The 10,315-nt window shown below is 72.6% G+C and carries 11 protein-coding genes and 1 pseudogene; 4 read left to right on the top strand and 8 right to left on the bottom strand.

Annotation, left to right across the window (positions count from 1 at the left end; translation table 11 throughout):
• Positions 1-302: 302 nt before the first annotated feature.
• The gene (locus NYZ98_RS40595; protein WP_262850780.1) at positions 303-1,574 is read right to left on the bottom strand and encodes a C39 family peptidase; all 1,272 of its coding nucleotides are present in this window, start codon (positions 1,572-1,574) and stop codon (positions 303-305) included.
• A gap of 218 nt (positions 1,575-1,792) precedes the next feature.
• Positions 1,793-2,515 carry an SDR family NAD(P)-dependent oxidoreductase gene (locus NYZ98_RS40590; RefSeq protein ID WP_262850777.1) on the bottom strand — a complete coding sequence of 241 codons (723 nt, stop codon included), beginning with the start codon at positions 2,513-2,515 and terminating at the stop codon, positions 1,793-1,795.
• Between the two features lie 352 nt (positions 2,516-2,867).
• On the opposite strand from NYZ98_RS40590, the gene fabG reads away from it, so the two are divergent.
• Both fabG and NYZ98_RS40580 read left to right on the top strand, forming a co-directional pair.
• Positions 2,868-3,632, top strand: coding sequence for a 3-oxoacyl-ACP reductase FabG (fabG, locus tag NYZ98_RS40585; protein WP_262850775.1), 765 nt, complete (start codon positions 2,868-2,870; stop codon positions 3,630-3,632).
• A gap of 62 nt (positions 3,633-3,694) precedes the next feature.
• The gene (locus NYZ98_RS40580) at positions 3,695-4,486 is read left to right on the top strand and encodes a GntR family transcriptional regulator (protein WP_262850773.1); all 792 of its coding nucleotides are present in this window, start codon (positions 3,695-3,697) and stop codon (positions 4,484-4,486) included.
• Between the two features lie 24 nt (positions 4,487-4,510).
• Here the strand turns inward: NYZ98_RS40580 and NYZ98_RS40575 are convergent, their stop codons facing one another.
• The 6 genes from NYZ98_RS40575 to NYZ98_RS40550 all read right to left on the bottom strand — a co-directional run bounded on the left by NYZ98_RS40575 (position 4,511) and on the right by NYZ98_RS40550 (position 9,100).
• The gene (locus NYZ98_RS40575; protein WP_262850771.1) at positions 4,511-5,350 is read right to left on the bottom strand and encodes an ABC transporter permease; all 840 of its coding nucleotides are present in this window, start codon (positions 5,348-5,350) and stop codon (positions 4,511-4,513) included.
• Positions 5,307-6,155: an ATP-binding cassette domain-containing protein gene (locus NYZ98_RS40570; RefSeq protein WP_262850769.1), complete on the bottom strand. Its 849-nt coding sequence runs from the start codon at positions 6,153-6,155 to the stop codon at positions 5,307-5,309. Before NYZ98_RS40570 ends, NYZ98_RS40575 begins: the two co-directional genes overlap by 44 nt.
• On the bottom strand, positions 6,152-6,631 hold the full coding sequence (locus NYZ98_RS40565) for a MarR family winged helix-turn-helix transcriptional regulator (RefSeq protein ID WP_262850767.1): 480 nt from the start codon (positions 6,629-6,631) through the stop codon (positions 6,152-6,154). The genes NYZ98_RS40570 and NYZ98_RS40565 overlap by 4 nt, the downstream gene beginning before the upstream one ends.
• A gap of 65 nt (positions 6,632-6,696) precedes the next feature.
• Positions 6,697-7,215: a hypothetical protein gene (locus NYZ98_RS40560; protein WP_262850765.1), complete on the bottom strand. Its 519-nt coding sequence runs from the start codon at positions 7,213-7,215 to the stop codon at positions 6,697-6,699.
• A 14-nt stretch (positions 7,216-7,229) separates the two neighbouring features.
• A complete protein-coding gene (locus NYZ98_RS40555; RefSeq protein ID WP_262850763.1) occupies positions 7,230-7,871 on the bottom strand; it encodes a response regulator transcription factor in 642 nt (213 codons plus the stop codon).
• Positions 7,862-9,100 (bottom strand): sensor histidine kinase, encoded by a 1,239-nt coding sequence (locus NYZ98_RS40550; protein WP_262850761.1) that lies wholly within the window; start codon positions 9,098-9,100, stop codon positions 7,862-7,864. Before NYZ98_RS40550 ends, NYZ98_RS40555 begins: the two co-directional genes overlap by 10 nt.
• A 187-nt stretch (positions 9,101-9,287) precedes the next feature.
• Here NYZ98_RS40550 and NYZ98_RS40545 point away from each other — a divergent pair, with 187 nt between their 5' ends.
• Positions 9,288-10,055 (top strand): bestrophin-like domain, encoded by a 768-nt coding sequence (locus NYZ98_RS40545; RefSeq protein WP_262850759.1) that lies wholly within the window; start codon positions 9,288-9,290, stop codon positions 10,053-10,055.
• Positions 10,052-10,315, top strand: a pseudogene (locus tag NYZ98_RS40540) (hypothetical protein); the annotation flags it as partial. The gene NYZ98_RS40545 and the pseudogene NYZ98_RS40540, both read left to right, overlap by 4 nt.

The following is a 10,315-nucleotide window of genomic DNA, read 5'->3' as shown; positions in this document are numbered from 1 at the left end:
GCTCGTGCGGTCAGTGACCGGTCCGGCTCGTGCGGTCAGTGACCGGTCCGGCTCGTGCGGTCATTGGCCGGCCCGACTGGTGCGGTCATTGGCCGGCCCGACTGGTGCGGTCATTGGCTGGTTCGGCTCGTGCGGTCACTGGCCGGTCCGGGCTCCTCGTCCGGTTCTAGGCGTGGAAGAACCGCGCCCCCTTGATGAGGAGGCGCGGTTCGTGGTGGTGATGGCAGGGGGATGCAAGTTTCGCGGCGGTGATGAGGAGAGGCGGTTGCGGGGCGGGCGACAGTCGTACGGCCGCTCGTGGATCACCAGTTGGCGGGGAGGCCGGGGGTGGTGGGGGGGAGGGGGCGGGTGTGGGGGTGGATGATGTAGACGACGCCGCCGCTGCCGGTGCTGCGGAGCCAGACGTTCTCGAAGGCGGCGCGAGGGTAGACGTGGCGCACGGCGTCGTCGTCGGGGGAGGCCGGGTCGTTGGCGATCACGTCGCCGGTCGCGGTGAAGCCGATCACGACCATGAGGTGGCCGTTGGTGCCGTAGCCCGCGCCGGGCAGTTCGTCCTCCTCGAACGACTGCGAGGTGACCACCGGGATCCCGGCGGCGATCAGGCGTTCCATCTCGGTGAGCGACCGCAGCCGGGTCACGAACCCGTCGAGGCCGTAGCGCCCGGCGTAGGCGGTGTTGAACGGCCAGTTGCCCGCGCCCTCGTAAGCGTGGTCGTAGGTGTACCTGGCGGCGTAGTCGACCTCGGGATCGGGGTCGGAGGGGTCGACCCACGCGGTGTCGGCGGCGCTCGGCCACCGGCCCCAGTAGCCGAGGACCATGGTGGTGGAGGTCGGGCTGCACCACGCCTCGCCGCCGCCGTCCCACTCGGGGTAGTGGCCGCGGTGGACGTTCTGGGAGCGGCGGGGCACGTTCAGCTCACGCCCCCACGCGACGCCGCCGGGGCTGACGGGCACGCTGGTGCGCTCGGGTACGGCGGAGGCCATCGCGCCGAGGGTCCTCACCTTCGGGGTGACCGCCGAGCCCGGCGTGCGCATCAGCGTGACGCGTAACTGGTAGGCGGTGATCGGCTTGCCCGTCGCGGCGGCGAACGTGTCGACGTAGACGGTGCCGTCGTCGTCCCCCTGGCCCTTCAGCGAGGTACGCAGGATGTCGGACTCGCCGTACGCCCAGCGGCCCAGCACGTACCACTTGGTCAGGCCCTCGGTGTTGCGGCCGCGCATCTCGACCTGTAACCAGCTTCCTGGCGGGGTGTCGGCGGTCCAGGAGGCGACCAGCTCGGTGGCGCCGAACCCGGCACGGCGCTCCCGGCCGGTCCACCGTGCGTACTCCCAGGTCTTGGTGCCGAGCGCGTCGGTGTAGGTGGTGGTGCCCGAGGGGGAACCGAAGGCGAGGCCGCCGGGGGAATGGACAGTGCCCTCGGCCGTTCCGGCGGCGAAGGACGCGCGCTGGTAGACGACCTTGACCGGGCTGGCCTGGGGTTTCGTACCTCCGGCACCGGCGGCGTCCGCTGTCGCGGGCGTCACGGCCAGCGAGACCAGGAGGAGGGCGGAGAGGAAAACGGTCGGCACGCGCATGGGCTCACCTTCCCGAAGGGGGGCTCTCGACGTCAGACCGTAACCGCCGAGCCCGCCCCGCACATCGGGACATTTACGTAAACGTTCGAGTATGCCCCTCGTCCCGCCGCCACCGGCCCTTTCGTCCCGCCGCCACCGGTCCTCTCGCCCCGCCGGCACCGGCCCGTCCCGCCTCACCCCACCGTCCGGGCACGCGGTCACCACCCCCCGTACGGCGGTCAGCGCAGGTAGGAGGCGCCGTTGAGGTCGATGACGGCGCCGCTGGTCCATTCGGCGGCGGGGGAGGCCAGGTAGAGGACGGCGGCGGCGATCTCCTCGGGGCGTCCCACCCTGCCGAACGGGCTCTGGGCGCGCACCGCGTCCCCCCGGGGCGACTTGAGGTGCTCGTTGGTCATGTCGGTCTCGACGAAGCCCGGCGCGACGGTCCCGACGGCGATGCCGTGCGGCGCCAGGGCGATGGCGAGCGACTGGCCCAGCGCGTTCAGGCCCGCCTTGCTCGCCCCGTACGCGGGGCCGTCCGGCTCGCCGCGAAACGCGCCGCGCGAGGAGACGTTGACGATCCTCCCGCCGGGGCCCATGTGCCGTACGGCGCACCACGCGGCGTTGGCGGCGCCGACGAGGTTGGTGTCCAGGGTCCGCCGCCACGCGTCCTGCCATTCCTGGTAGGAGACCTCGGTGATCGGGTGGTCGAAGAAGACCCCGGCGTTGTTGACCAGCACGTCGATCCCGCCGAGGGCCTCGGCAGCCTCGTCGACCATGCGCCTCACCTGCTCGGGGTCGGCGACGTCGGCGCGCACCACGGTGTGACCGTCGCCGGGCAGCCCGGCGCGCAGCCGCTCGGCGAGCTCGCGCGAGTCGCGGTGGTGGATCGCCACACGGTCACCGGCGGCGGCGAAGGCCTCGGCGACCGCCCGCCCGATCCCCCTGGACGCACCGGTCACCAGGACTGCTCGTCCGCGTCCGCTCACTGTCGTTCCCCTCGTCGGCGTGCTGGCCTGTCCGGCTGGTCAGCGATGGTAGACGGGCCCCGGCGGCGGGCGGACCGGCGGGGTGGGAGGAAGGCGGGCTTTTCGGCCGACCTCAAATAATGGGTTATGCGTTTCGGAATTCCCATGAAATGGCGCTTTGACGCATAAGGTTTGCCTGATGAATTATTCGGTCCTACCTATTGGTGACCGAAGCGGCGGGACCGGCGTGCCGGGCGGCGAGGGCGTTCTTCGACGCGCCGAGAACATGCGCCCGGCCGATGTCCTTCGCCGCGGATCACCATTCGCACCACTCTGGAGGAGGCTCATGTTCACCTCACTGGCCGGAAGATCGGTCGTCATCACGGGCGGTACCAAAGGGATCGGCAAAGGCATCGCCCGCGTGTTCGCGGGTGTGGGGGCCAAGGTGCTGGTCGTGGGCCGTGACGAGGACGCCGGGAAGGCGACGGCCCGGGAGCTGGGGGTCTCCCACCTGTCCGCGGACGTCACCAGGGCCGAGGACTGCGCGCGCATCGCCAGGACCGCCGCCGAGCGGCACGGCGGCGTCGACGTGCTGTGCGCCAGCGGCGGGGTCTTCCCCGGGCGGCGGCTCACCGACATGACCGAGGCCGACATCGACGCCGTCGTCGGGGTCAACCTCAAGGGCACCATGCTCTGCGTCCAGGCCTGCCTGGCCCCGCTCCAGGCCTCCGGCCGGGGACGGGTGGTGCTGACCTCCTCCATCACCGGCCCGCTGACCGGGTACCCGGGCTGGTCCCACTACGGCGCCAGCAGGGCCGCGCAGCTCGGGTTCATGCGCACCGCCGCCATGGAGCTGGCGCCCAAGGGCATCACCATCAACGCCGTCCTGCCGGGCAACATCCTCACCGAACGGCTCGCCGCGCAGGGGGAGGATTATCTGCGCGGGCTGCGCGCCGCCATTCCCGTGGGACGCCTCGGCACGGCCGAGGACATCGGTAACGCGTGCCTTTTTCTCGCCACTGACGAGGCCGCTTACATCACCGGTACATCTCTCGTCGTGGACGGCGGTCAGATCCTTCCGGAATCGCCCGAGGCATTGGGTCTCATGTGATCTAATCGGGCGATCCTTCGGTCTCTGGTCTGTTTCAGGGCCATGGCGAGAAAGGTGAAGACGTGTCCCGCGACGAGGGAGATGAGAGCGCCGTCGAGGCCGCCAGGCGGGAACTCCTCGCGCTCATCTCGGCGGAACTGGAGCCGGGCAGGCGGCTCGGATCCGAACGCGAGCTCTCCACCCGGCTCGGGGTGAGCCGCTCGACGCTGCGCCAGGCGCTGGGCGCGCTTGAGGGCCTCGGCGCCGTGCGCAGGGTGCCGGGGCGCGGGGGCGGCACGTTCGTCAGCAAGGCCAGGATCGAGCGGGACCTGTCCAGCGTGATCGGCGTGCCCGCCCTGCTGCGCGAGCAGGGGTTCACCGCGGGGTCGCGGGTGGTCAGCGCGGGCATCGTCGCCGCCGACGACGCGACCGCCGCCGCCCTGTCGGTGGACCCCGGCGACCTGGTCACCCAGATCGTGCGCATCCGCCTCGCCGACGGGGAGCCGCTCTCCCTGGAGAACGCCCGCTTTCCCGCGTTGCGCTTCCCCAGCCTGCTGGAGCTGCCGCTGGGCGGCTCGATCTACGAGCTGCTCACCGAACGGTACGGCGTGCGCCCGATCCACGCGATCGAGAGCATCGAGGCGGTGCCCGCCGGGCCCGACGAGGCGGCGGTGCTCGACGTGCCGCTGGGCATCCCGCTGCTCGCGATCGCCCGCACCACCTACGACCAGGCGGGGACCCCGTTCGAGTTCTCCCACGACCTGTTCCGCGCCGACCGCACCAGGATCCTGGTGCGCACCGCCGGGGCCGCCGGCACGGCCGACTCCGCCCGCGCCCGGGGCCGCCTGATCGACCTGCACCACATGCCCGGCTGACCCCACGAGCGGTACGCGCGGACGTCAGCGGGCCAGGCGGCCCAGCAGGGCGGAGGCGGAGGCCACGCCGAGCACCACGGCCACGACCAGCACCGCGAAGTCCAGGGCCAGGTGCGCCGGGGTCCCGATGAGCAGGCCGCGCAGCGCGTCGACCTCGTAGCTGAGCGGGTTGGCGTGGCTGATCACCTGGAGCCACGCGGGCATCAGCGCCACCGGGTACAGCGCGTTGGACCCGAAGAACAGCGGCATGGTGATCGCCTGCCCGATGCCCATCAGCCGGTCCCTGGTCAGCACCAGGCCGGCGATCGTCATGGACAGGCACGAGAAGAACGCGGCGGACAGCAGCAGCACGACCGCGACCCCGGCCAGCTTGAGCGGATTGCCGGTCAGCGCGACGCCGAGCACGGCGGCCAGCACCAGCACCACCACGGCCTGGGTGAGGGCGCGCACCCCGGCCGCGAACGCCTTGCCGGTGACCAGCGCCGACCGGGGCGTGGGCGTGACCAGCAGCTTGGTCAGCACTCCCGCGTCGCGCTCCCAGATGATCTGGATGCCGTAGAAGATCGCGATGAACAGCGCGGACTGGGCCAGGATGCCGGGCGCAAGGAAGTCCAGGTAGGGCACGCTGCCGGTGGGGATGGCGCGGATCCGGCTGAACGTCTCGCCGAAGATGATCAGCCACAGCGCGGGCTGGATGGCGCGGGTGACCAGCTCGGTGCGGTCGCGGCGCATCTTCTGCAGCTCGACCAGGCACAGCGCGCCCACCCGGCTCGGGTACTGCCGCCAGAACGGCGGATAGGGGACAAGGACCGTGCCCGCCTCAGCCGAGGCGCCCCGCGGTGCGGCGGGTGGTGCGTACTTCACTGAAACCTCCCTGCGGAAGCCGGTCGTCGTTGAGGGCGTCGCCCGCGTGGTGGCGGAAGACGTCCTCCAGGGTCGCGTCCTCGCCGAGCGCGGACTTCAGCTCGGCGGGCGTGCCGATCGCGCGCAGCCGGCCCAGGTGCATGAGCGCCACCCGGTCGCACATCGTGTCGGCCTCGTCCATGGAGTGCGTGGTGACCAGCACGGTCATGCCCGTGGTCGCCCGCAGCTCGTTGAGGCGTTCCCACACCCCGGACCGGGCGAGGGGGTCAAGGCCGATGGTGGGTTCGTCCAGGATGAGCAGCCGAGGGTGGTTGACCAGGGCCTGGGCCAGTTCCAGCCGCCGGACCATGCCGCCCGAGTACGTGGCGGCGACGCGGTCGGCGTCGCCCGTGAGGCCCATGACCTCCAGGGACTCCGCCACCCGGTCGCGGCGCTCGCGGCGCGGCACGTCGAACAGCCGGGCGAACAGGCTGACGTTCTCCCTGCCGGTGAGCGCGCCGTTCGCGGAGAGCTGCTGGGGGACGTAGCCCATCAGGCGGCGGACCTCCATCCTGCGCCGGGCCACGTCCACGCCGAAGACGGCGGCCCGCCCCTCCTGGAGGGGGAGCAGGGTGGTCAGCACCCGGATCGTGGTGGTCTTGCCCGCGCCGTTCGGCCCGAGGAGCCCGAAGATCTCCCCGGGGACGACCCGCAGCGAGACGCCGTCCACCGCGCGGTGCTCGCCGAAGCGGTACCGCAGCTCCTCACACAGGACCGCCGGCGGTATCCCGTCCACGTCCATGCCGTTCCCCCCTTTTCCGGTCATTCCTTCTCCACCCCGTCGGCCAGGCGCCGCAGGGGTTCCACCGCGGCGGCCAGGCGCTCGCGTTCGCCGGCGTCCATCCGGGCCAGCGCGCCCGCCACCGCGGCGGCGCGCCGGTCGCGCCACTCGCTCATCCGCCGCCGTGCGTCGTCGGTCAGCTCCAGGCTGGCCGCGCGCCGGTCGCCGTCGGCCTGCGTGCGCCGGACCAGGCCGGCCGTGGTCAGCCGGCCGACCAGCGTGCTCACCGAGTTGGCCGCCATGCCGAGCTCGGCCGCCGCAGCGGCGACGCCGAGCCCGGGGCGCAGGTACAGCAGCCGGACCAGGTCCGCCTGGGCACCGGTGAGCGAGGCGAAGACCGGGCCCCGGCCCGCAGCGCGGCGCGAGGCCCGGCGCAGGGCGACGACGGAGGCCAGCAGGTCCTCGGCGAGCGCCTCGTACGTGTCTGGATCGTCCTGATAATCGCCTGATGTACCGGTCACATCGGCAGGATACCTCTCACTCAGAGGTATTTCTCACGCGCCCCCTCCACCAAGCACGACGTCCCTCAAGAGGGCGCGCCGGGGGCGCAGTCCGCTTCGGCGGGCGTGGGGGTGCACCTCGCGGTCCCCGACGAGGTGACCAGCAGGACGTCCACGGCCGGCGGCACGCGCAGGACGTAGTCCCCGTGGCAGCGCGGAAGCCCCGTCGCGTGGTCGGCGTCGCAGGACAGGAAGGCCCGCAGGGTCCTCCCGTTCTCCCACGTCTCGCCGAAATCGCGGTCGCCGTCCACCCAGGTCAGCTCGCGGCGCACCGAGAGCCGCCCGGCGGTGCCCGAGGCCACCCGGACGCCGATGGGCCCGGTGACGTCCACGATGACCAGTGGAGCGGTGATCGTGTAGGTGACGGTGGAGGTCTCCGACGTCTCGCGGCCGAGGTCGGCGGAGTCGTACGAGCCGGGGAAGGCGAAGTCGTAGGAGTGCGGCAGGCTGATGCTCGACCACGTCCCGAGGGCCATGCCGATCACCGCCAGCGCGGTGAGCGCGCCGCCCGCGGCGATCCAGACGGTCCGGACGGTCTTTCGCATCGGCGGGAGGCCTCTCAGATGTTCAGGAAGCGCAGCACGGCGAGCACCCGGCGGTGGTCACGGTCGGCGCCGGACAGGTCCAGCTTGGTGAAGATGTTGCTGATGTGCTTGCCGACCGCCCCCTCGGACACGCTCAGCGCCTCGGAGATCCCGGTGTTGGACCGGCCCTCCGCGATCAGCGCGAGCACCTCGTGCTCCCGGGGGGTGAGCCGGTCGAGCGGGTCGCTGTGCCGGCGCAGGAGGAGCTGGGCGACCACCTCGGGGTCCAGCGCCGTGCCGCCGGCCGCGACCCGGCGCAGCGCGTCCAGGAACTCCGCGACCTCGGCCACGCGATCCTTCAGCAGATAGCCGATGCCGCTGGTCTCGGTGGACAGCAGCCGGGTGGCGTAGCGCTCCTCCACGTACTGCGACAGCACGACGATCGGGAGTCCGGGACGCTGCCGGCGCAGCACCAGCGCCGCGCGCAGCCCCTCGTCCGAATGGGTGGGCGGCATGCGCACGTCGGTGACGACGAGGTCGGGCAGGTGCTCCTCCACGGCGCGGAGCAGCGTCTCGGCGTCGCCGACCGCGGCCACCACCTCCATGCCGGCCGAGCCCAGCATCCACACCAGGCCCTCCCTGAGCAGGACGGAGTCCTCGGCGAGCACTACGCGCATGGCAGCTCCACACTGATCCTGGTCGGCCCGCCCGGCGGGCTGTCGACGCCCAGTGTCCCGTCCACCGATCCCACTCGCTGCGCCAGCCCGCGCAGGCCCGTCCCGCCGCCGGGCTCCGCGCCGCCGAGACCGTCGTCGACGACCTCCAGGCGCAGCACGTCCCCCTCACGCCAAGCCAGCACCTCCGCGCCGGACGCCCCCGAATGCTTGGCGACGTTGGCCAGCGCCTCGGACACCACGAAGAACGCCACCGCCTCGATCGTGGGGGAGACGCGCCCCGGCACCTCGACGCGCAGCCGCACGGGAAGGGGGGACCGGGTGGCCAGGCCGGACAGCGCCGCGTCCAGCCCCTCGTCAGTGAGCACCGCGGGGTGCAGCCCGCGCACGAGGTCGCGCAGCTCCTTGAGGGCCTGCTTCGCCTCCTCGTGCGACCGGACGATCACCTCCTGCAGGGGCGACGGCGGCCCGGACAGGCTCGCGCGGGCCATCCCCAGGTTCATCGCCAGCGACACCAGGCGCTGCTGGGCGCCGTCGTGCAGGTCGCGCTCGATGCGGCGGCGCTCGGCGTCCGCCGCGTCGATCACGTCGGCGCGGCTCTCCTGGAGGGTCTCGACCCGCTGCGCGAGCTGCTCGCTCAGGCTCGGGCCGAGCAGGGCCTCGGCGGCGATCACGTCGAGCGCGGCGATCCCGCGCGCCAGCGCCGGGGCCGCGACGCTGAGCGCCAGGGCGACCACGGCGGGCAGCGCGCCCCGCCAGCCGCCGCCCACCGCCCACATCTGGACGGCCAGCGCCGCCGTGACCAGGAACGCCGACCAGGCCACGAGCACCGTGAGCAGCCCGGCCGCGCTGATCAGCGGGGCCAGCAGATGGTAGGCGATCTGCCGCCAGGTGCTCCTCGCCCGCGCGGGGCGGATCAGCCGCCTGAACAGGTCGCCGTCGCCTGAGGGGGCGGGCACCGGAGGGATGTCCACGTCCAGGAAGGCGGCGAACCGGGCGCGCTGCAGCCTGGTGAGCCGCGGGACCGACCAGAACAGCAGGGGCAGGGCGATCGCCGGGACCACGAGGGTCCAGGCCAGCACCAGGGCGACGAAGGTCAGCCCCGCGATCACGGCCACCGACAGCAGGGCGATCGGTACCCCGGTCGCGACGTGGAACGTGCGGAGCCAGCTCCGGGCCGACCAGTGGACGCGGAGCCTGTCCCAGGGGGTGGTCACCTCGGCGTACGTCATGCCCCCCACCGTAGAGACCGCGACCGTCCCGGCGACATGGGCCAGGATCCCTAACACGGGTGGGGAAAACCCTACCGGCGGCTCACCCGAAGGCCATCATGACCATCACTCCATGTGATAGCAATGTCACCGCATGCGATCGGTAATGGCGGGGAGGTCCTCGCCGGACGAAGCTATGGAGTTGGTCATGCTGGTCTGCGTACTCGCGGTGGCCTCGGCGGTCGGCGTGGTGGTCCTGGCCGCCGTCCTGTTCCGCAGGCTCGGCAGGGGCGTCGAGGACCCCGCCCCGGACGGCCCGACCGCCGGCCACGCGGGGTCGATGATCTCGTCCTTGTTTTTGCTGGTGTTCGCCATCGCGATCATCGTCCCGTGGACGGCCGCCGACGCCGCCCGCCAGAACACCTACGCCGAGAGCCAGGCGGCCGTCGACGCCTACTGGACCGCCGGGCGGCTCCCCGCCCCGGCCGGTGCCCAGGTGCAGCGACAGGTGCGCGACTACGTCGGGTTCGTGCTCGACAAGGAGTGGCCTCTCATGGCCACGGGCCGCCTCAGCGACGAGGGAGCGTCCCGCATGGACGCGCTGCGCGCACAGACGGCGGCGCTGATCGTGCAGGGCGACGACGCGAAGGCCGTCAAGAGCGCGGTCGTCGAGGAGATCAGGGGTCTGGCCTCGGCGCGGCGCCAGCGCGAGGCCGACGCGCGGGCCACGCCTCCCTCGGGGGTGCTCCCGCTGACGATCCTGACCGGTCTGATCGTCGTCCTGTTCCCCTTCCTGGCGGGGGCCCGTCCCCGGGGCCGTACGCTCGTGCCGCTGGTGCTGATGGCGGCGATGCTCGGGTTCGGCGTCTACCTCACCTGGCAGATCACCCACGTGTTCGACAGCGGCCTCGCGGTCGGGCCCGAGGCGTTCAGGACGGCGCTGGCGGAGTTCCAGCGGATCCCCTGGAGCGGATGACGGTGATCGCCCCCCGCGCGGCGGCCCTCCTGCTGGCCACCCTCCCCCTCACCTACCTCCCCACCCTCCCCGACGCGCCCGCGCCCGCGTCCGTCGTGAGGGCGCCGGTCGATATCACCGTGTGCCTGGATGTCGAGGTGGTGGTGAGTCTGCGGGTCGGGATAAGCGTGGGGGGATACCCGCCGATCTGTCAGGAGCCGGCCGCCCCACCACCCCCCGCCCCGGCCCCGCCGGCCCCGCCTCCCGTGCCGACGCCACCG

The organism is Sphaerisporangium corydalis (assembly GCF_025506355.1).
Lineage (GTDB): Bacteria > Actinomycetota > Actinomycetes > Streptosporangiales > Streptosporangiaceae > Sphaerisporangium > Sphaerisporangium corydalis.
Note: the sequence above shows the minus strand (reverse complement) of the source record. Positions and strands in the feature narration are given on the sequence as shown.